14 protein-coding genes are annotated in these 19,438 nt (G+C 71.9%); 12 read left to right on the top strand and 2 right to left on the bottom strand.

Annotation, left to right across the window (positions count from 1 at the left end):
* Window positions 1-15 precede the first annotated feature (15 nt).
* Window positions 16-1,071 carry a LacI family DNA-binding transcriptional regulator gene (locus ABD665_RS06170; protein WP_344741461.1) on the bottom strand — a complete coding sequence of 352 codons (1,056 nt, stop codon included), beginning with the start codon at window positions 1,069-1,071 and terminating at the stop codon, window positions 16-18.
* A gap of 95 nt (window positions 1,072-1,166) precedes the next feature.
* Window positions 1,167-2,015: a helix-turn-helix domain-containing protein gene (locus tag ABD665_RS06165; RefSeq protein ID WP_204911756.1), complete on the bottom strand. Its 849-nt coding sequence runs from the start codon at window positions 2,013-2,015 to the stop codon at window positions 1,167-1,169.
* Window positions 2,016-2,084: 69 nt separating this feature from the next.
* Between ABD665_RS06165 and ABD665_RS06160 the strand changes: the two genes are divergently transcribed.
* From ABD665_RS06160 to ABD665_RS06105, 12 genes are all read left to right on the top strand, one after another.
* Window positions 2,085-2,894 (top strand): phytanoyl-CoA dioxygenase family protein, encoded by an 810-nt coding sequence (locus ABD665_RS06160; protein WP_204911757.1) that lies wholly within the window; start codon window positions 2,085-2,087, stop codon window positions 2,892-2,894.
* A gap of 135 nt (window positions 2,895-3,029) precedes the next feature.
* Window positions 3,030-3,971: an ABC transporter permease subunit gene (locus tag ABD665_RS06155; RefSeq protein ID WP_204911758.1), complete on the top strand. Its 942-nt coding sequence runs from the start codon at window positions 3,030-3,032 to the stop codon at window positions 3,969-3,971.
* A gap of 2 nt (window positions 3,972-3,973) precedes the next feature.
* Window positions 3,974-4,798, top strand: coding sequence for an ABC transporter permease subunit (locus tag ABD665_RS06150; protein WP_204911759.1), 825 nt, complete (start codon window positions 3,974-3,976; stop codon window positions 4,796-4,798).
* Window positions 4,799-4,859: 61 nt separating this feature from the next.
* Window positions 4,860-6,143, top strand: coding sequence for an extracellular solute-binding protein (locus tag ABD665_RS06145; protein WP_204911760.1), 1,284 nt, complete (start codon window positions 4,860-4,862; stop codon window positions 6,141-6,143).
* A gap of 81 nt (window positions 6,144-6,224) precedes the next feature.
* Entirely contained in the window at window positions 6,225-10,250 is a 4,026-nt protein-coding gene (locus ABD665_RS06140) for a glycosyl hydrolase (protein ID WP_204911761.1), read from the top strand.
* Window positions 10,251-10,316: 66 nt separating this feature from the next.
* The gene (gene rhaI, locus ABD665_RS06135) at window positions 10,317-11,483 is read left to right on the top strand and encodes an L-rhamnose isomerase (protein WP_204911762.1); all 1,167 of its coding nucleotides are present in this window, start codon (window positions 10,317-10,319) and stop codon (window positions 11,481-11,483) included.
* Window positions 11,480-12,919 carry an L-fucose/L-arabinose isomerase family protein gene (locus tag ABD665_RS06130; RefSeq protein WP_204911763.1) on the top strand — a complete coding sequence of 480 codons (1,440 nt, stop codon included), beginning with the start codon at window positions 11,480-11,482 and terminating at the stop codon, window positions 12,917-12,919. The genes rhaI and ABD665_RS06130 overlap by 4 nt, the downstream gene beginning before the upstream one ends.
* 1 nt (window position 12,920) lies before the next feature.
* A complete protein-coding gene (locus ABD665_RS06125) occupies window positions 12,921-14,957 on the top strand; it encodes a bifunctional aldolase/short-chain dehydrogenase (protein WP_204911764.1) in 2,037 nt (678 codons plus the stop codon).
* A 10-nt stretch (window positions 14,958-14,967) separates the two neighbouring features.
* Complete coding sequence (locus ABD665_RS06120) at window positions 14,968-16,461, top strand: FGGY-family carbohydrate kinase (RefSeq protein ID WP_204911765.1); 1,494 nt, start codon at window positions 14,968-14,970, stop codon at window positions 16,459-16,461.
* Complete coding sequence (locus ABD665_RS06115) at window positions 16,458-17,255, top strand: heterodisulfide reductase-related iron-sulfur binding cluster (RefSeq protein ID WP_204911766.1); 798 nt, start codon at window positions 16,458-16,460, stop codon at window positions 17,253-17,255. The genes ABD665_RS06120 and ABD665_RS06115 overlap by 4 nt, the downstream gene beginning before the upstream one ends.
* Window positions 17,252-18,745, top strand: coding sequence for a LutB/LldF family L-lactate oxidation iron-sulfur protein (locus tag ABD665_RS06110; RefSeq protein ID WP_344741455.1), 1,494 nt, complete (start codon window positions 17,252-17,254; stop codon window positions 18,743-18,745). The genes ABD665_RS06115 and ABD665_RS06110 overlap by 4 nt, the downstream gene beginning before the upstream one ends.
* Window positions 18,742-19,410: an LUD domain-containing protein gene (locus ABD665_RS06105; RefSeq protein WP_204911767.1), complete on the top strand. Its 669-nt coding sequence runs from the start codon at window positions 18,742-18,744 to the stop codon at window positions 19,408-19,410. The genes ABD665_RS06110 and ABD665_RS06105 overlap by 4 nt, the downstream gene beginning before the upstream one ends.
* Window positions 19,411-19,438: the final 28 nt, after the last annotated feature.

The following is a 19,438-nucleotide window of genomic DNA, read 5'->3' as shown; positions in this document are numbered from 1 at the left end:
CGCCCGGCGCGCCGCTCAGCCGGACGCGGGAGCCTTCGCTCCGGCAGGTGCGGTGCTGCGCCGCACCACCAGCTCGGGGGTGAAGCGCACGCTCTGGTGCTCGTGGGCGAGGTCGTGGTCCACGGCGTCCATCTCTTCGAAGAGCAGCTCGGCGGCACGCCGGCCGAGGTCGGCCCGCGGCTGTCGGACCGAGGAGAGCGGGACCGCCGCCGAGGCGGCGAAGGAGATGTCGTCGTAGCCGATGAGGGCGACGTCGTCGGGCACCCGCAGCCCGTGGGTCACGAAGCCCTGGAGCAGCCCGATCGCGAGCAGGTCGTTCATCGCGAAGACCGCGGTCGGGCGTTCGGCGTCGGGCAGCGAGACGAGCTGGTCGGCGGCGGCGACCCCGGACGCGGCCTCCATGGAGGGCGTCGTGACGGTCAGCAACGACGCGGTGCCGCCGTGCTGCCCACGGGCGATCTCGGCACCCAGACGGCGGTCGCGCACCTGGTGCAGGGTGCCCGGGCCGCCGACCACCGCCACCGACGTGTGCCCGAGGCCGAGGAGATGATCCGTGGCCATTCGGCCACCCTCGACGTCATCGACCGACACGGAGCAGTAGCCGGTCTCGTCGCCGGCGCGGTCCACGATGACGACGGGGATCCCGCGCCGCCGCAGCGCGTCGGCCCGGCCGTTCGGGCCGCCCACGGGAGCCAGCAGCACGCCGCCGACCCGCTGCTGCTCGAGGACCCGCAGCTGCTCGCTCTCGCGCTCCGGCTGTGAGGCGCTGTTGCTGGCTTGGACGTGGTAACCGCGGTCGTGGACCTCGTCCTCGACGCCGCGCAGGACGTCGGTGAAGAACGGGTTGCTGATGTCCATGACGACCATGCTGATCACCCGGCTCCGACCGGCGCGCAGCTGACGCGCGGACTCGTTCGGCACCCACCCCAGCTTCTGGATCGCGACCTCGACCCGGTCGCGAGTGGCGGCGCTGACCAGTGCTGGGGAGTTGACGACGTTCGAGACCGTGCCGAGGGACACGCCGGCCAGAGCGGCGACGTCCTTCATGCTCGTCGAGGACCTGCGGGGCACGGGGCTCCTCCTCACAGGGCACGTCGTCCCGGAGGGCGAGAGCGTCATTGAACGGTTTCATTAGACCACCGCGTGCAGGATCGTCCGGGTCCTGCTCACCTCCGCGCCGCGTGCCGTCGCCGGTACTCGGCAGGGGAGACCTGGTGTATCGCCCGGAACCGCCGGCTGGCGTAGCTGGGGTCGGGCCACCCCACCAGTCGGCCGACGGCGGCGACGGTCAGGTCGGTCTGAACGAGCAGTGTGGCCGCCGCCTCGGCCCGGAGCAGGGTGAGCCGTTCCACCGGGCCGCTGCCGAGCTGTTCGCGGAACTGCCGGTGGAGGGCCGAGGTGCTGAGGCCGGCCCGGGCGGCCAGCTCGGTCACCGACCACGGCCGGGCGAGGTCCTCGGTCATCGCCAGGAGAACGTCGCGCACGGGGCCGCTGAGCGCTGGCGGTGCCACGGAACCGCACTGCGCCGTGGCCCGGGAGACCTCGACGAGCGCGCACTGCAGCAGCGCGGCGTTGAGCCGCCGGTCCGGAGCGGCCTGCTCCTGCGCCAGCTGGTGCAGCCAGCCCTCGACGCGACGGCGCGGCACCTCGGCCAGCGGCGGGTCGAGCCGGCCACCGACCAGCAGCAGCCGAGCGAGCCGCGGGTCGTCCAGGACCCACGCCAGGTCCGCGTGCAGGGTCTCCGGGCCGAGGTACACGTTTATGACCTCGCACGGCCCCTCCGGCCCGGGGAAGTACGCGTGCCAGGCGCCGGGGCGGACGACCACGACGTCGCCCGCCCCAAGTACCGAGGCGCCCGCGGCTGTGCTGTGGCGGGCCGTCCCCGTGGTCACCAGGGCGAGCTCGACGAAGTCGTGGACGTGCGGGGGGACGGGGTCGGCGACGACGACGGGCCAGGCGGCGACCGCCACGCCGGCGGTGAACACCTCGCTACGGGTCAGGCGTCGCACGTCCACGCCAGCATCGTGAGGCAGCGGGGGAGGATCGTGCTAGCCCCGCGCCCGGGTCGCGATCAGCCTGGAGCCATGAACAAGACACTCTTCCCGTCCGCACCGGTGCGGACCGCCCCCGACCGACCAGCACCGGCTGCCGGCGCCGGCCTGGACGCCGACCTCGTCGACAGCTACCGCCGCAACGGGTTCGTCCAGCTGCGCGGGGTGCTATGCGCCGACGAGGTCGAGCGCTTCGCCGCCGCCGCGCGCGAGGTGTACGACCGGGGGCGTGCGCTCAACCCGACGGACGACACGTTCAAGCAGGTCGTCAACGTATGGGGCGACGACCCGGTGCTGCGTGAGCTGACCTTCCACCCGCGGCTCGCCCAGGCCGCCACCGAGCTCGCCGGCGTGCCGCTCCGGCTCTGGCACGACCAGCTGCTGATGAAGAAGCCGCACAACCACGCCGCGACCGAGTACCACCAGGACGCGCCCTACTGGCCGCACGCCCGGTCGCGGCACAGCCTGTCGGCCTGGGTCGCGCTGGTCGACGTCCCGGTCGAGCGTGGATGCATGACCTTCCTGCCCGCCCAGCAGGACCGGCACGACATCCGCGCGGTCGACCTGACCGACCGGACGGACCTGTTCGAGGCGGCCCCCGAGCTCGCCTATGCGCCCCGGGTCACGCTCCCGCTGCGCGCCGGTGACGTGACGTTCCACAACGGGTACACCCCGCACACCGCCAACGCGAACGACACCGACGAGGTCCGGCTGGCGCACGTCGTCATCTACGTCGACCGCGACGTCGCGTACGACGGCCGCCCGCACGTGTGCACCGACCCCTTGGGTTTGAGGGTCGACGAGCCGCTGCCCGACGCGGAGTTCCCGCCGCTCCCCCGCTGAGCACAGGGCAACGTTTCAACGCAGCGCTCCGAGGGCGGTCGGATCGGTATCGCGGCGTGATTGACGTAGCGAGAAACGCACCCCTATGGTGTGACCACGGCTCATTGAACCGTATCAACGACAAGGGGGTCGGGTATGGCGTTAGGCGTTCCCACGCTCCGGCCGGCGGCGTCGGCGGGGGCGACGGCAGAGCCGGCGCGCCGTCCGCGCGGCCGTCGTCGGCCCACTCTGTGGGCGTTCCTGCTGCCAGCCGCCGTGCTCTACGCCTTCGTGGTCCTGTGGCCGAGCGTCCAGGGCGCCGGACTGGCGTTCACCGACTGGAACGGGCTCTCGGCCGACAAGGACTTCGTCGGCCTCGAGCAGTTCTCGCAGGTGTTCTCCGACGACAAGGCGCGCGCCGCGGTCGGCCGCACGCTGCTCATCGCCTTCACCATCACGATCGTGCAGAACCTGGTCGGGCTGCTCCTCGCGCTCGGCGTCAACAGCAGGATCAAGAGTCGCAACGTGCTGCGCGTGCTGCTCTTCGCGCCGGCGATCATCACACCCGTCGCGACTGCCTACCTCTGGCAGAACCTGCTCTCGCCCAACGGCGCCATCAACTCGGTGCTCGGCGTGGTCGGCCTCGGCTCGCTCCGGCGGAACTGGATCGGCGACAGCGACTACGCGCTGTGGAGCATCTGCCTCGTGATCGTCTGGCAGTTCGCCGGTTACTCGATGGTGATCTTCCTGGCGAACCTCCAAGGCATCTCGACCGAGGTGATCGAGGCGTCGTACGTGGACGGCGCGGGCCCGTTCCGACGCTTCTTCAGCATCATCAGGCCCGAGCTGGCCCCGGCGATCACGATCAACCTGATGCTCTCGATCATCGGGGGCCTGAAGCTGTTCGACCAGGTGTGGGTCATGACCGGGGGCGGACCGGGCGGCGCGACCGACACCATGTCGACGCTGATCTACAAGAACGCCTTCCAGTTCGGCGACTTCGGCTACGGCATCGCCATGGCGCTCGTCCTGACGGTGCTCGTCGCGGTCCTGTCGGCGGGCCAGTACGCCCTGCTGAACCGGCAGAACAGGGGCTGACCATGATCACGCGGTACACCTGGCGCACCGGGATCCTCGAAGCGGTCATGATCGTCGTCGCACTGCTGTTCTTCTTCCCGGCCTACATCCTGATCAACCAGTCGCTGCGGCGCTCGAACGACCCGGCTGAGCCGTACGCGCTCCCGTCGCAGGTCACCTTCGCCAACTACGGCGACGCCTGGACCCAGGGCTTCCTCGGCAACGCGCTGGTCAACAGCGGGCTCGTGACCGCGGTCTCCACGCTGGTGCTCGTCGTCTTCGGCGCGATGGCGGCCTATCCGCTGGCTCGGGTCACCCGGCTCTGGTCGCGGGTGGCCTTTGCGGTCTTCATGATCGGGCTCCTGCTGCCATTCCAGCTGGCGCTGATCCCGCTGTACGTCACCATGCGCGACCTCGGCCTGCTCGGCACCGTGTGGTCGCTCGTGCTCTTCTACGTGGGCCTGCAGATGCCGTTCACGGTGTTCCTGTACACGAGCTTCCTGCGGGCCCTGCCCGCCGAGTACGAGGAGGCGGCGTCGATCGACGGGGCCTCCCCGTCGCAGTCCTTCTGGACGGTGGTGTTCCCCCTGCTCCGGCCGGTGACCGGCACCGTGGTGATCCTCGACGTGATCTTCATCTGGAACGACTTCCTGACCCCGCTGCTCTACCTCAGCGGCAGCGGGCAGATGACCGTGCCCGTGACGCTCTACAGCTTCGTCGGCCAGTACGTCTCCCAGTGGAACCTCGTCTTCGCCGGCCTCGTGATCAGCATCGCCCCGATCCTGCTCGTCTACTTCCTGCTCCAGCGCACCGTCATCCAGGGGTTCGCCAGCGGCCTGAAGGGCTGACGCTCCGCACCACGCACGTCGCCGGTCGCCGGCGACGGTTCCTCCCAACGAAGGGCACGAAATGCGTACTCGACCACTCGCCGCGCTCGCGGCCACCAGCGCCCTGGTGCTCGCCGCAGGCGCCTGCTCCAACACCCCCGCGGCTCCAGCGGGACAAGGCGCGTCCGGCGGCGCCGGCACCATCACCTTCGCTTCCGTGGGCAGCGACAAGGCCGGGGCGGAGGCGGCGGCGAAGGCGTTCACCGCCAAGACGGGCACGCAGGTCACCGTCACGATCACCGACGTCGACAACTACCAGACGACGTTGCGTACCCAGCTCACGAGCGGGACCGCTCCCGACGTCTTCTTCACCTGGGGCGGTGACGGGAACCCGATGGCGATGAAGGTCGTGCAGAAGGCCGGTCTGATCGCGGACCTGTCCGGCTACTCCTTCGTGAAGGACGTTCCCGAGGCGTTCAAGAGCGTCACCCAGGTCGACGGCAAGACCTACGTCGCGCCGACGACGACCGCGTTCATCGGGGCTGCCTACAACACCGAGGCGATGGAGAAGGCGGGCTGGAAGGCACCGACCACCTGGAGCGACATGCTCAAGCTCTGCGGTACGGCGAAGTCTGCCGGGAAGTCGCTGTTCGCCTACGCCGGCGCGACGCCGTGGAACACGCAGCTGATCCCGTACGCGCTGACCCCCACGATCGTCTACGGGCCGAACCCGAACTTCGCCTCCGACATGTCCGAGGGGAAGGCGAAGTTCGCCGACTCGGGCTGGGTGACAGCGTTCGACAAGTACACCGAGATGTACAAGGCGGACTGCTTCCAGGACAACTCCCTCGGGACGACGTACGAGGACGCTCTCAAGCTCGTCGGTCAGGGCAAAGCGATGGCGTCGGTGCAGGTGAACGCATCGATGGTGGCGATCCTGCAGTCGGCCCCCGACGGCACGAAGCTGTCGTTCGAGCCGCTCCCCGCGAACGACGACGCCGCTTCGACCCGGATGGCTGCCGCGCTCGGCGCTGCGTACGGGCTGAACGCCAAGGCCAAGAACATGGACGGAGGCAAGGCGTTCATCGAGTTCCTGACGTCGCCCGAGGGCCAGGCCGTGTACGCCACGGGGACAGCAGCCGTACCGGTGCTGCCCGCGTCGAGCGACTACAAGCAGGACCCGGCGCTGGACACCGCGGTGGAGTACCTGAAGAACGGCAAGTCGGACCCGTTCATGGATCAGCTGTGGCCGAACGCAAAGGTTCAGCAGACCCACTTCGAGGTCCTGCAGCAGCTCCTCGCCGGCAAGACCAGCTCCGTCGACGCGGCCAAGGAGATGGACAAGGTCTACGCCGAGGGCGCCTGACCCACGCCGTCCGCCAGCGGCGGGGCGGGCATCAGCCGCCCCGCCGCCCGTCAACCCACGTCCAGACCGGGAAGTGCCGCCGTGACCAGCCCCGAGCTCCGCAAGCTCTTCTCCGACCCGCCGCCGACGTTCGGCCCCACCCCGCTGTGGTGGTGGAGCGGCGGCGAGGTGACCAGCGAGCGGATGCGCTGGCAGCTGCAGCGGTTCGCCGAGGGGGGCATCACGAACCTCGTGGTGATCAACCTGGCGCCGGCCGGGCCGATCTTCGCGGCCCGTGCCGACGTCCCCGCGTGGTTCAGCGAGCCGTGGTGGGACCGTTTCACCGAGACCTGCGAGATCGCCGCCGAGCTGGGGACGAAGATCTGGTTCTACGACCAGATCGGCTTCTCGGGCGCCAACCTGCAGGGCAGCATCACCCACGCTCATCCGGAGGCGAGCGGCTCGGGCCTGCGGCACCGCTTCGCGACGGTCGAGCGGGGTGTGGTCGCGTTGCAGGGGCAGGAGCGTCTGGTCGCGCTCTACGCGGCGACGCCCCCCGGCGGACGGGCCGAGCGCCTCGAACCGGGGCGGCTGCCTCCCGACGGCACGACGGTCGAGGTGGTGACCGCAGTCCCGACGGCCTTCGACTACCTCGAGCCGACGGCGGTCGAGCGGCTGGTCGACCTCGTGCACCACGAGTTCGACCGGCGGGTGCCGGAGCACCTCGGCACGGTCGTCGTCGGCAGCTTCCAGGACGAGCTCCCGGCGACGGGCACCTGGACCGGCCGGTTCGCCGACGAGTTCCGCGCTCGACGGGGCTACGACCTGCTCGACCATCTGCCGGCGTTGTGGTCGGGTGACGACGACGCCTCGGCCAAGGTCCGCGGCGACTACGGGTGGGTCCGGTCCGAGCTCGCCGAAGAGGCCTTCTTCCGGCCCTTGGCGGACTGGCACGCCGAGCGCGGCATGCTGCTCGGCTGCGACCAGTTCAACCCGGCGCGTGCGGGCTTCCCGACCCAGTCGACGCAGCTCTACGCCGACTACTTCCGCACCCACCGCTGGTACAGCGCGGCAGGCAGCGACCACGAGGGCGACGCCCGCGTGCACAGCTCCATGGCCCACCTCTACGGCCACCCGCGGGTGTGGATCGAGTCGTTCCACTCCAGCGGCTGGGGCGGCACCCTCGAGGACGTCTACGACTGGCTGCTGCCGTTCCTCCGCAGCGGAGCCAATCTCTACAACCCGCACGCGACATACTTCGGGACCGCGGGCGGCTGGTTCGAGTGGGCACCGCCGTCCACCGACTGGCGCCAGCCGTACTGGCGGCACTACCCCGAGTTCTCGCAGACCGTCGCCCGCCTCTGCTCGCTGCTCAGCTGGGGCTCGCACGAGGCCGACGTGGCGGTGCTGCACCCCACCGCGACCGTGCAGGCCTTGCTCCCGCTCGACGCCCCGGTCGAGCACTTCGGTGACGGGCAGGTCGGTGGACCCTACGCGGCGGTCGACGAGACCCAGGACCACTACCTGCAGCTCTGCGGCACCAACAACTGGTTCGACACCCGGGTGGGCCTGCTCGACGCGGCGGGTGTCTCCTTCGACGTCGTCGACGACGACTCCCTGCACCGCAGCACCCTCTCCACAGACACCATCGGAGCGGGCCTCGCCATTCGGGACCACTGCTTCCGCACGGTCGTGCTGCCGTCGACGGACGTGCTGGAGACGAGGACGGCGGAGCGGCTGTGCGAGCTGCTCGACGCTGGCGGTCGGGTGGTGGTCGTGGGCCGTCCGCCCCGGCTGGCCGCCGGCCGGGACGGTGACGACGGTGCGGTCCGCCGGCTGCGCGAGCACTCCGCGCTGCACCGAGTGCCCGACCCAGCGGGCGTCGTCGACGTCCTCGCGCATCGGGAGCCGCACGTTGCCGGCGACGTGCCCCTGCTCGTAAGACGCTCCGGTCGCGACGGACTCGCCCTCGTCACCGGGGCCTTCCCGAACGCCAGCGCGTACCCGCTGCGCCGCGAGACGTGGAAGTGGGACGACCATGACTTCGACCCTGCCCGCTACGCGGCGATTCAGACGGTCACGGTTCCCGCGCCGGTCGTGGTCGCCGAGGTGTGGAATCCGGCGACCGGGTCGCAGCGGCCGGTGCCCGTCGTCCGAACGGAGGCGGGCTCGCGCATCGACGTCCCGCTCGACGGGGCGCCGGCCGTGCTCCTGGTGTGGCGCGAGGGCGACCCCACGGGCACCTCGACGGATGCGGACGAGGACGCTGCCCCGGTAGCGGTCGGCCCGGGCGCGCTGGCGGGGAGCACGACCGATCTCGGAGCGGGTTGGACCGGCGAGCTCGTCCCGACGCTCGACAACACCTGGGGCGACCTGGCCCTGCCCGTCGGCGACGCGCTGACCGAGCTGCAGATGTGGACGCTCGACTGGACCGAGGACGCGTCGGCGGCGCCCGACGGCTCGGGCTGGACCCCGGTGACGGTCACCTCCGGGCAGGCGGCCGCAGTGCTGGCACCGGTCGCAGCCGCTGACCGACCTGCCCCGCTGAGCGTCGGAGCGGCGGCCGCGGTACGGAGGGGAGACCGGACGCTGCTCGAGCCGGGATTCGTCGTCCACACCTGGTCTGGTAGCCGGGGTCTGCCCAAGGACGGGGGCATCCTCGGCACGAAGGGCATGGTCGCCGAAGAGTTCCTGAGGGTGCCGGCCCCCGCCGTCGGGGAGATGGCTGTCCTTCGGAGCCTCGTCCGCACCAACTTCGAGGGGCCGACCGACCTGCTCGTGGGCGCCGCCGCCACGCGCCGTGTGTGGTGGAACGGCGTCGAGGTCCCGACCGGGTCGGGTTACCTCTCGACCATCTCCGTCGACGCCGCCGGCGTCAATCTCCTGGAGGTCGAGCTCGGCGCCGCCGAGACGCACCCGGGCTTCGACTTCTCCGGCGAGGGCGACCTGCTCGGCTGCTTCGTAGCGCTGGCCCGGCCCGGCTCCTTCGGGGCGCGACCGCAGTTCATGACGGTCGGCGACGGCGTCGTGCCCACGGGTCGGGTGTCGTATAGAAACCGTCTCGAGGTGCCGCCCGGTGCGGGTGAGGCCCGCCTCGTCGTCGGGGCGGCGACCGGGCTCTCGATCCTCGTCGACGGCACGGACGTCGCGCGCCAGGAGAAGGTCGAGTACTACGAGGCGTCCTGGGGTGCGACGCCCATGTACTTCAGCCACGACCTCACCGGCACCCTGACCCCGGGCGAGCACGTCGTCGAGATCGTCACCGAGAGCACCGACGCTCGGGACGTGGTCTTCGTCGACCTCGTCGTCACCGCCGGCGACCAGGTCGTGACCCTGGTCAGCGGCCCCGGTTGGGAAACCGGCGCCGACCGTGCCAGCGCCCCGTCGCAAGAGCACCGCGGCCGCTGGAGCAACCTGGCTGCGGCCCACGCTGCCGAACGCAGCCACCCGCTGCCAGAGGCGGCCTGGCTGCACGGGCCGCCCGTGGTGGGCGAACCCGTGGACGATGTCGCCTTCTCGGTCTCGGCGGCGCCGGCGGTGCAACGGTTCAGGGTCCGTCTGCCGGCCGGCACCACCGGTGTCACCCTTCCCCTGCGGGGGTCGGGGACGGTCGAGCTGCTCGGCCGGCCGCTCGAGGTGCGGGACGGCGCCGTCCGGCTGCCGGAGCCCGTCGCCGCGGTGACGGACCTGATCGTGGAGACGGGGCCGCGAGCATTCGACCGCGGCGGCGCGGCCTGGCACGGGCCCCTCCTGGTGTCGACCGCACGCGCCCCGATCGAGCTCGGCAGCTGGCGCGACGTCGGGCTGCGCGCTTGGAGCGGGGCGGTCCGTTACGCCCGTGAGGTGGACGTCCCCGCAGGCTCGGGCTCGGTCGTCCTCGACCTGGGCCGCGTGCGGGGGAGCGTGGACGTCCGCGTCGACGGCCGGCAGGTCGGCAGTGCCTTCTGCGCGCCGTACCGCTTCGAGCTCCCGGCCCTCGGCCGGACCGCGACCGTCGAGGTGACGGTCTACAACACGCTCGCGCCGTTCCTGGACGAGTCGACACCGACCGTGTGGGTGTTCCCCTCCCAGCTCCAGTCCGGGCTCCTCGGACCGGTCACCTTGACGAGCCCGGCGGCGAGCGGCTGATGTCGCCCGCCATCCCGCAGCAGACCCCGCCGGCGAACCTGCCGGCCACCAGTGAGTGAGGAAATGATGACGTCCTTCGCCGACATCGCCCCGCTGCTCGAGCAGCAGGAGATCGAGCTGCCCTCCTGGGCCTTCGGGAACTCGGGGACCCGGTTCCGAGTCTTTCCGCAGCGCGGCGTGCCCCGCGACCCGTTCGAGAAGGTGGCGGACGCCGCGAAGGTGCACGAGCTCACCGGGCTCGCGCCGCGGGTGGCCCTCCACATCCCGTGGGACGAGGTCGAGGACTTCGCCACCCTTCGCAAGCACGCCGAGGACCTCGGTGTCGCCCTGGGCACCATCAACTCGAACACGTTCCAGGACGAGGCGTACAAGCTCGGAAGCCTGGCCCACCGCGATGCGGCGGTGCGTCGCCAGGCGGTCGATCACCACCTGCGCTGTCTCGAGATCATGGGCGAGACAGGCTCGCGGGACCTGAAGATATGGCTCGCGGACGGGACGAACTATCCGGGCCAGGACGACATGCGTTCCCGGCAGGACCGGCTGGCGGAGTCGCTCGCGGAGATCTACGCCCACGTAGGCGAGGACCAGCGCCTGGTCCTGGAGTACAAGATCTTCGAACCGGCGTTCTACCACACCGACGTCCCCGACTGGGGCACCTCGTACGCGCAGGTGACGGCGCTGGGTGACCGCGCAACCGTCTGCCTCGACACAGGCCACCACGCTCCGGGGACCAACATCGAGTTCATCGTCATGCAGCTGCTGCGGCTCGGCCGGCTCGGGTCGTTCGACTTCAACTCGCGCTTCTACGCCGACGACGACCTCATCGTGGGGGCGGCCGACCCCTTCCAGCTGTTCCGGATCCTCGTCGAGGTCGTCCGCGGCGGCGGCTACGGCCGGGACAGCGGGGTGGCGTTCATGCTCGACCAGTGCCACAACGTGGAGCACAAGATCCCCGGCCAGATCCGCAGCGTGCTGAACGTGCAGGAGATGACCGCTCGCGCGCTGCTGCTCGACGCGGACGCCCTCGAGGTCGCGCAGCGGGCGGGGGACGTGATCGCTGCGAACAGCGTCTTCATGGACGCTTTCTCCACCGACGTCCGGCCGGACCTGGCGCGGTGGCGGGAGTCGCGCGGCTTGTCGGCCGACCCGATGCGGGCGTACGCCGAGAGCGGCTACCAGGAGCGCATCGAGGCCGGGCGCACGGGCGGGCACCAGGCGGGGTGGGGCGCATGAGCACGGTCGGCGACCCGGCGGCTCTGCTGCCGCCCAAGGTCCGACGCCGACCCCGGATCGGCCTGGTCGCCGGTGGGCTCGGAACCTACTGGCCCCAGTTCCCGAACCTGCTGCCCCAGCTGCAGGAGTCGTCACGCTACGTCTCGTCCCGCTTCGAGGCGATGGACGCCGAGGTGGTCGACGTCGGGTTCATCTCCGACGCGCAGGAGGGCGCGACCGCGGCCGAGCAGCTCCGCCGCGCCGACTGCGACCTGATCGTGCTGTTCCTCGCGACCTACCTGACCGCCTCGATGGTCCTGCCCGTGGCCCAGCGCGCCGGGGCGCCGGTCCTGGTCATCGACCTCCAGCCGACCGAGAAGATGGACCACGCCAGCTTCGACACCGGCGCCTGGCTGGCCTACTGCGGGCAGTGCCCCGTGCCGGAGGTGGGCAACGTCTTCCGTCGGGCCGGGATCGACTTCCGGTCGGTCTCCGGCTACCTCCGCCAGGAGGCCGCCTGGACCCGGATCGAGCGGTGGATCCGCGCGGCCCACGTGCGCGCCGCGCTACGCACCGCCCGCCACGGCCTGATGGGGCACCTCTACCCCGGGATGCTCGACGTCTCGACCGACCTCACGCTGCTGCCGACGACGTTCGGGTCACACGTCGAGGTGCTGGAGCTCGACGACCTGCGGACCCGGGTCGACAAGGTCACCGACGCCGAGGTGGTGGAACGCCTCGCTCTCGCCCGCGAGCTGTTCACCGTCGACGACTCGGTTGTCGAGGAGGACTTCGTCTGGGGCGCCCGGGTGTCGGTCGGGCTCGACCGACTCGTCGACGACTTCGCCCTCGACACGTTGGCCTACTACCACCGCGGCCTGGACGGCGAGCAGCACGAGCGACTCGGCGCTGGCCTGATTCTGGGTGCCTCTCTGCTTACCGCTCGCGGCATACCGACGACCGGTGAGTACGAGCTCCGGACGACGGTCGCGCAGCTTGCCACCCACGTGAGCGGCGCCGGCGGCTCCTTCTGCGAGATCCAGGCCCTCAACTTCGAGGACGGCGTCGTCGAGATGGGCCACGACGGGCCGGCCCACCTGGCCGTCAGTGCGCGCAACCCGCTGCTGAGGGGGCTCGGCGTGTTCCACGGCAAGCGCGGTTGGGGGGTCTCCGTCGAGTTCGACGTGCAGCCTGGACCGGTGACCCTGCTTGGGCTGGGTCAGGACCGCGACGGGTCGCTGTCCTTCGTCGCGTCCCAGGGCACCGTCGTGCCCGGACCGCTGCTGGCCATCGGCAACACCACTTCCCGGGTCGACTTCGGCCGTGACCCAGGAGAGTGGGTGGACGCCTGGAGCGCCACGGGAACCGGGCACCACTGGTCCCTGTCGGTCGGCGCTCGCGCCGCCGACTACCGGGCGGCGGCGTCGCTGCTCGGCATCGACTTCCGAGAGGTGTGAGATGACGAATCCCGCTGTCGCCGAGCTGCTCGACCGGTCGAACCGCCTCGGCGCCGACCCGCGGAACACCAACTACGCCGGCGGCAACACGTCGGCCAAGGGCCTCGAGGTCGACCCTGTCACCGGCGAGGAGGTCGAGCTGCTCTGGGTCAAGGGCTCTGGCGGCGACCTCGGGACGCTCACCGAGAGCGGGCTCGCCGTGCTGCGCCTGGACCGCGTCCGCGCCCTGGTCGGCACCTACCCGGGCGTCGAGCGCGAGGACGAGATGGTCGCGGCCTTCGACTACTGCCTGCACGGGCGTGGCGGGGCGGCCCCGTCGATCGACACGGCGATGCACGGCCTGGTGGACGCGCCGCACGTCGACCACCTGCACCCCGACTCCGGCATCGCCATCGCCACGGCCGCCGACGGCGAGGAGCTGACCACCAAGATCTTCGGCGACCGGGTCGTGTGGGTCCCGTGGCGCCGGCCCGGCTTCCAGCTCGGCCTGGACATCGCGCGGATCCGCTCCGAGCACCCGGAGGCCGTCGGCTGCATCCTCGGCGGCCACGGCATCACCGCCTGGGGCGAGACCTCGGCCGAGGCGGAGGAGAGCTCGCGCTGGATCATCGACACGGCGTCGCGCTACCTCGAGGACAGCTCGAGGCCGGAGCCGTTCGGGCCGGTCCTGCCCGGCTACGCGGCGCTGCCCGAGGCGGAGCGGCGCGCGAAGGCGGTCGCGCTGGCCCCCGTCCTGCGGTCGATCGCCTCGCACGACCGGCCGATGGTCGGCCACTTCACCGACGCGCCCGTGGTGCTCGACTTCCTCGCCGCCACCGAGCACCCGCGGCTCGCCGCGCTGGGCACGAGCTGCCCCGACCACTTCCTGCGCACCAAGATCAAGCCGCTGGTCCTCGACCTGCCGGCCGACGCGTCCCTGGAGGCGGCGAAGGCCCGGCTCGCCGAGCTGCACGAGGCCTACCGCGCCGACTACCAGGCCTACTACGACCGCCACGCGGGGCCGGACTCGCCGCCGATCCGCGGCGCCGACCCGCTCGTGATCCTGGTCCCGGGCGTCGGGATGTTCTCGTACGGCAAGGACAAGCAGACCGCCCGCGTCGCCGGCGAGTTCTACGTCAACGCCATCAACGTCATGCGCGGCGCCGAGGGCGTGTCCTCGTACGCGCCGATCGACGAGAGCGAGAAGTTCCGCATCGAGTACTGGGCGCTGGAGGAGGCCAAGCTCGCGCGGATGCCGAGGCCGAAGCCGCTGGCGACCCGCATCGCGCTGGTGACGGGAGCCGCGTCGGGCATCGGCAAGGCCATCGCCCACCGGCTCGCCGCCGAGGGCGCCTGCGTGGTGATCGCCGACCTCGACGCGGACAAGGCGGCGGCCGCCGCGGCGGAGATCGGCGGTCCGGACGTCGCGCTCGGGGTGGTCGCGAACGTGACCGACGAGGCCGCCGTGCAGGCGATGGTCGACGCGACCGTGCTCGCCTTCGGGGGGCTCGACCTGGTGGTCAACAACGCCGGCCTGTCGCTGTCGAAGTCGCTGCTCGAAACCACCGTCGCGGACTGGGACCTGCAGCACGACGTCATGGCCAAGGGCTCGTTCCTGGTCTCGCGGGCGGCCGCGAAGGTGCTCATCGACCAGGAGCTCGGCGGCGACATCGTCTACATCTCCAGCAAGAACTCCGTCTTCGCCGGGCCCAACAACATCGCCTACTCCGCGACCAAGGCCGACCAGGCGCACCAGGTGCGGCTGCTGGCGGCCGAGCTCGGCGAGCACGGCGTCAAGGTCAACGGCATCAACCCCGACGGGGTGGTCCGCGGCTCGGGCATCTTCGCCGGCGGCTGGGGCGCCAAGCGGGCCGCCGTCTACGGGGTCGAGGAGTCCGAGCTCGGCGCCTACTACGCCCAGCGGACGCTGCTCAAGTGCGAGGTGCTGCCCGAGAACGTGGCGAACGCGGTCTTCGTGCTCTGCTCGGCCGACCTGAGCCACACCACGGGCCTGCACGTCCCGGTCGACGCGGGCGTCGCGGCCGCCTTCCTCCGGTGAGCGGGACCCGGTGAGCGGTGGGCGGACGGTCCACGCCGCGATCGACATCGGCGCGTCCAGCGGGCGCGTGGTGGCGGGCGTCGTCGACGACGGCCGGGTGGAGCTGCACACGGTGCACCGCTTCGCGAACGGGGCGGTCCGCGCGAAGGGGCGGCTCCGCTGGGACCTGAGCGGGCTGTTCGCGGAGGTGCTCGTCGGGCTGACGCGGCTGGGGGAGCGGTTCGACGACGTCACGAGCGTCGGCGTGGACACCTGGGCCGTCGACTACGGGCTGCTGGACGCCGACGGCCGGCTGCTGGCCGAACCGACCGCCTACCGCGACGACCGTACGAGCCCCGCGGTGCTCGCCGGCGTGCACGAGCACGTGCCCGCGGACGAGCTCTACGCGGTGAACGGGCTGCAGTCGCTGCCCTTCACCACGCTCTACCAGCTCGCGGCCGAGCAGCAGGACGTCCTCTGGCCCCGTGTCCGGCACGCCGTGCTGCTGCCCGACCTGATCGGCTACTGGCTCACCGGCGCGCTGCGCACGGAGGTCACGAACGCCTCCACGACCGGGCTGCTCGACGCGCGCACCCGGACCTTCTCGGCCGACCTGCTCCGTCGCCTCGACCTGCCCGAGGACCTGTTCCCGCCGCTGGTGCAGCCGGGGGAGCGGCTCGGCGGGCTGCTGCCCGAGGTCGTCGCCGCCACGGGCCTGCCCGCGTCAGTGTCGGTGGTGGCCGTCGGCTCCCACGACACCGCCTCCGCCGTCGTCGGGGTCCCGGCCACCGACCCGCGCTGGGCGTACGTCTCCTCGGGCACCTGGTCGCTGGTCGGGCTGGAGCTCGACGCCCCCGTGCTCACCGCGGGCAGCCGGGAGGCGAACTTCACCAACGAGGGCGGCGTCGACGGCCGCACCCGCTTCCTGCGCAACGTCGGCGGCCTGTGGCTGCTGTCGGAGTCGCTGCGCTCCTGGTCCGACGAGGGCGAGCCGGCCGACCTGGCCGACCTGCTCGAGCAGGCCGGGCGGCTGCCGGACGACGGGCCGGTCATCGACGTCGACGACGAGCGGTTCATCGCCCCCGACGACATGCCCGAGCGGATCCGCCGGGCCTGCCGCGAGGCCGGGCAGGCCGTCCCCGGGACCCGCGCCGAGGTGGTGCGCTGCGTGCTCGCGTCGCTGGCCGCCGCGTACGCGCGCACCCTCGACCAGGCCGAGCGGCTGACCGGGCGGCGGGTCGAGGTCGTGCACGTGGTCGGCGGCGGCGCGCAGAACGCGCTGCTCTGCCAGCTGGCCGCCGACGCCACCGGGCGGACCGTGCTGGCCGGTCCCGTGGAGGCCACGGCGCTCGGCAACGTGATGGTCCAGGCCCGGACGGCGGGTTCGTCGACGGGGACGCTGGAGGAGATGCGGGCGCGGACGGCCGACCGGCTCGACCTGCGGCGCTACGCTCCCGTGGGCGTGCACGGTCCCGACGACGTCGGCACCGCGACCCAGACCACCGCGACGAAGGCGAGGCCGTGAAGATCGGGCTGCTGATCACCTGCCTGGCGGACGCCATGTTCCCGGACGTGGGCCGGGCGACCGTCGACGTGCTCGAACGGCTCGGCCACACCGTGGACTTCCCGGCGGAGCAGTCCTGCTGCGGGCAGATGCACGTCAACACCGGCTACCAGAAGGCCGCGCTGCCGCTGGTCGAGCGGTTCGCGGACGTCTTCGCCCCGTACGACGCCGTCGTCGCCCCGTCCGGCTCCTGCGTCGGGTCGGTGCGGCACCAGCACGGCATGGTCGCGCGGCGGTTCGGCAGCGCCGGGCTGCAGGACGCCGTGGGTCACGTGGCGGGCAAGACGTACGAGCTGTCCGAGCTGCTCGTCGACGTCCTCGGCGTCACCGACGTCGGCGCCTACTTCCCGCACCGGGTCACCTACCACCCGACCTGCCACTCGCTGCGGATGCTGCGGGTCGGCGACAAGCCGCTGCGGCTGCTGCAGGCCGTCGACGGGATCCAGCTGGTCGACCTGCCCGACGCGGACCAGTGCTGCGGCTTCGGCGGGACCTTCGCGGTGAAGAACGCGGACACCTCGACCGCGATGCTCACCGACAAGATGCGCCACGTCCTCGACACCGGCGCCCAGCTCTGCAGCGCCGGCGACAGCTCCTGCCTCATGCACATCGGCGGCGGGCTCTCGCGGATCCGTTCCGGGGTCGGCACCGTCCACCTGGCGCAGATCCTCGCGGCGACCCGCGCCCGCCCGTACGTCCTCGACCAGGCCGGCCGCGACCGCGCGACCTCCGGCGTGCTGGACGGCCGGGCATGAGCGCCGTGATGCTCGGCATGCCGACGCTGCCGCCGTCCGCGCCCCGCGGGGTCGGGAACCTGCGCGGGGACGAGAGCTTCCCCGACGCGGCCCGGCACGCGCTCGCCGACACCCAGCTGCGGGCCAACCTCGGTCACGCGACCCGGACCATCCGCGCCAAGCGGGCGAGCGTCGTGGCGGAGCTGCCCGACTGGGAGGAGCTCCGCGGGGCCGGCCGGCAGCTCAAGGTCCACACGATGGCCCACCTGCCCGACTACCTCGAGCAGCTCGAGGCGGCCGTCACCGCCCGCGGCGGCGTCGTCCACTGGGCGCGCGACGCGGACGAGGCCAACCGGATCGTCACCGCCCTCGTGCAGGCCAAGGGCGTGGACGAGGTCGTCAAGGTCAAGTCGATGGCCACCCAGGAGATCGGGCTCAACGAGGCGCTCGAGGCCGCCGGCATCTCCGCGTGGGAGACCGACCTCGCCGAGCTCATCGTGCAGCTCGGGCACGACAAGCCGAGCCACATCCTCGTGCCGGCCATCCACCGGAACCGGTCCGAGATCCGACAGATCTTCCTCGACGAGATGGGCGACGTCGACCCCGACCTGACCGACGAGCCGTCCGTCCTCGCCGGCGCGGCCCGGCTGCACCTGCGCCGCAAGTTCCTGTCGGCGCAGGTGGCGATCAGCGGCGCCAACTTCGCGATCGCCGAGACCGGCACGATCGGCGTCGTCGAGTCGGAGGGCAACGGGCGGATGTGCCTGACCCTGCCGCAGACGCTGATAACGGTGATGGGCATCGAGAAGCTCGTCCCGCGCTACACCGACCTCGAGGTGTTCCTGCAGCTGCTGCCGCGGTCCAGCACCGGTGAGCGGATGAACCCGTACACGTCGATGTGGACCGGGCTCACGCCCGACGACGGGCCGCAGGAGTTCCACCTCGTGCTGCTCGACAACGGGCGTACGCAGGTCCTCGCCGACGCCGACGGCCGCGACGCCCTGAACTGCATCCGCTGCAGCGCCTGCCTCAACGTCTGCCCCGTCTACGAGCGGGCCGGGGGGCACGCGTACGGGTCGGTCTACCCGGGCCCGATCGGCGCGATCCTGTCGCCGCTGCTGACCGGGGTCGAGGACAACGCGTCCCTGCCGTTCGCGTCGTCGCTGTGCGGCGCCTGCTACGACGCCTGCCCGGTCAAGATCAACATCCCGGAGATCCTCGTCCACCTGCGTGCGCGGCACACGGAGGAGTACGCCGAGGAGCACACGGTGCCGAGCGCGGAGGCGGCGGCGATGCGCACGCTGTCCTTCGTCATGCGCGACCCGCGGCGCTGGCGGCTCGCGCTGCGCAGCGGCCGGCTCGGCCGGCTCCTCGGGCGCAAGCGCGGGGCGATCGGCGAGGTCCCGCTGCCCGTGGTCAAGCAGTGGACGGAGACGCGCGACCTCGCACGACCGCCGCAGCAGACGTTCCGGGACTGGTGGGCCGCGACGCACGACGGGGACCGGTCGTGACCGACCCTCAGGGTCGGACGGGTTCGGCGCGCGAGGCCGTGCTCGGCCGGATCCGGGACGCGCACCGCCTCGCCCCGCCGCCCGACCTGCCGTACGAGGCGATCGCCCGCGACTACCGCCGGGAACGTTCGTCGACGACCGAGGAGCTCGTCGAGCTCCTGGTCGACCGCCTCGTGGACTACAAGGCCCGCGTCCGGCGGAGCACCCCCGACGAGCTCGCCACGACGATCGCGGCCGCGCTCGCCGAGCAGGGCGCGCGCACGGTCGCGGTCCCGCCGGGGGTCGAGCAGGGCTGGTTCGAGCAGACCGACGTCGACGTACGGCGCGACCGCCCCGACGAGGGCGCCGGGCTGACCGTCGACACGCTCGACGGCCTCGACGGCGTCGTCACCGCCTGCGCGCTGGCCGTCGCCGAGACCGGCACGATCGTCCTCGACGCCTCGCTCGACCAGGGCCGCCGGCTGCTGACCCTCGTCCCGGACTACCACCTCTGCGTCGTCCGCGCCGACCAGGTCGTCCCCGACGTCCCCCAGGCCCTCGCGCTCCTCGACCCCGTCCGCCCGACGACGATGATCAGCGGCCCCAGCGCCACCAGCGACATCGAGCTCAACCGCGTCGAAGGCGTCCACGGCCCCCGCACCCTCGAGGTCGTCGTCGTCTCCTGACCCGCCCGCCTGACCCCTCTCGTACCGG

The sequence above is a fragment of the Microlunatus spumicola genome (assembly GCF_039536445.1).
In the GTDB taxonomy this organism is placed as follows: domain Bacteria; phylum Actinomycetota; class Actinomycetes; order Propionibacteriales; family Propionibacteriaceae; genus Microlunatus; species Microlunatus spumicola.
This window is presented reverse-complemented; position numbering and strand designations above follow the sequence as displayed.

Coding starts and splice junctions, on each gene's coding strand:
- rhaI (WP_204911762.1), top strand. CDS start 10,317: ATGACGTCCTTCGCCGACATCGCCCCGCTGCTCGAGCAGCAGGAGATC.
- ABD665_RS06160 (WP_204911757.1), top strand. CDS start 2,085: ATGAACAAGACACTCTTCCCGTCCGCACCGGTGCGGACCGCCCCCGAC.
- ABD665_RS06110 (WP_344741455.1), top strand. CDS start 17,252: ATGAGCGCCGTGATGCTCGGCATGCCGACGCTGCCGCCGTCCGCGCCC.
- ABD665_RS06130 (WP_204911763.1), top strand. CDS start 11,480: ATGAGCACGGTCGGCGACCCGGCGGCTCTGCTGCCGCCCAAGGTCCGA.
- ABD665_RS06145 (WP_204911760.1), top strand. CDS start 4,860: ATGCGTACTCGACCACTCGCCGCGCTCGCGGCCACCAGCGCCCTGGTG.
- ABD665_RS06150 (WP_204911759.1), top strand. CDS start 3,974: ATGATCACGCGGTACACCTGGCGCACCGGGATCCTCGAAGCGGTCATG.
- ABD665_RS06155 (WP_204911758.1), top strand. CDS start 3,030: ATGGCGTTAGGCGTTCCCACGCTCCGGCCGGCGGCGTCGGCGGGGGCG.
- ABD665_RS06125 (WP_204911764.1), top strand. CDS start 12,921: ATGACGAATCCCGCTGTCGCCGAGCTGCTCGACCGGTCGAACCGCCTC.